Origin of the sequence: Scytonema sp. PCC 10023 (assembly GCF_963920835.1) — a bacterium.
Classification (GTDB): Bacteria; Cyanobacteriota; Cyanobacteriia; order Cyanobacteriales; family Nostocaceae; genus Kalymmatonema.
This window is the reverse complement of sequence record NZ_CAWUDP010000304.1, coordinates 1-1,298: the sequence shown is the minus strand read 5'-3', so window position 1 is coordinate 1,298 and position 1,298 is coordinate 1. Positions and strand designations below refer to the sequence as shown.

Below are 1,298 nucleotides of genomic sequence, written 5' to 3'. Positions count from 1 at the left end.
ACTAGTACACTGGGGCGTAAATTCGGTTAGGGTATAAATGAAGAAATTAACTTGCCCACTCATGCGCTGCCAACCACTAACAATTACCCTGAGTGATACTGACCAGCAAGGGCTGGAAAAGTTAGCGAATCGGCCCAGTACGCCACAGCATTTAGCACAACGTGCCAGGATTGTGCTAAATGCTGCTCTTGGGCAAAATAATGCCGAAATTGCTGATACGCTTGGTATCAGCATCAAGATGGCACGGCAGTGGCGACGCCGTTGGGTTGAGACTGCTGAGCAATCACTCTCAGTGATGCAACGATTGCTTGATAGCTCGCGTCCTGGTGCGCCGTTAAAATTTACCCTGGAACAGCAAGTGGAATGCATGGCGATGGCGTGCCGTGACCCGATGGAATACGGTCGTCCTATCAGTCATTGGAGTGCTCATGAGCTAGCGGATGAGTTGATAAAGCAAGGCATTGTGGAGCAGATATCCCCCCGCCAGGTCGGACGATGGTTAGCCGAAGCAGAACTCAAACCGCACCAGTCTCGCTACTGGCTTTTTCCCCCCGTATGACCCAGAGTTTGAAGTCAAGGTGGAAGACATTAGCCAACACTATCTGAGCGCCCCAATACGAGCTATTCAGGGAGAACGTACTCTCAGCATTGATGAAATGACTGGCATTCAAGCCCTAGAACGCGTTCTTCCTAGTTTACCGATGCGACCAGGCAAAGTCGAATGTCGAGAGTTTGAATATATTCGGCATGGCACTCAAACCTTGATTGTTAACTTTGATGTTGTTACAGGTCAAGTTGTGGCTCCTACCATTGACCATCACCGGACTGAAGCGGATTTCTTAGCCCATTGCCAACGCTTAATTGCCTCTGACCCGACTGCCAGCAAGTGGCATTTGATTATGGACTGCCTGAATATCCATCAATCGGAATCCTTGGTACGATGGATTGCACACCAGGAACGCATAGCCCAGGATACTTTGGGCGTTAAGGGCAAGTCTGGCATCCTCAAGTCGATGAGCACCCGCGCCCAGTTTCTCACCAATCCTGAGCACAAGGTGGTTTTTCATTTCACCCCAAAGCACTGCTCCTGGCTCAATCAAGTTGAAATCTGGTTGAGTATTCTGACGCGCAAACTCTTGCGAAGAGGAAGTTTTTCCTCTCAGACGCATCTCAAACAGCAGATATTGAATTTCATTGACTATTTTAACCAAAAGTTAGCTCGTCCTTTTCAATGGACTTTTAAGGGTAAGCTTTTGGCAGCATAACCCTATCTAAACTTGCGCCGTATTGTACTAGTT

2 protein-coding genes are annotated in these 1,298 nt (G+C 48.4%); both read left to right on the top strand.

Going from position 1 to position 1,298, the window contains the following annotated elements; genetic code table 11:
* The first annotated feature begins 37 nt into the window (after positions 1-37).
* Positions 38-559, top strand: coding sequence for a helix-turn-helix domain-containing protein (locus ACM0OZ_RS48875; RefSeq protein ID WP_414590164.1), 522 nt, complete (start codon positions 38-40; stop codon positions 557-559).
* A 19-nt stretch (positions 560-578) separates the two neighbouring features.
* Positions 579-1,265 (top strand): transposase, encoded by a 687-nt coding sequence (locus ACM0OZ_RS48870; RefSeq protein ID WP_414590163.1) that lies wholly within the window; start codon positions 579-581, stop codon positions 1,263-1,265.
* The last annotated feature ends 33 nt before the right edge of the window (positions 1,266-1,298 follow it).

Bases quoted from the DNA above. Each gene is read 5' to 3' on its own strand.
- ACM0OZ_RS48875 (WP_414590164.1), top strand. From the start codon at position 38: ATGAAGAAATTAACTTGCCCACTCATGCGCTGCCAACCACTAACAATT.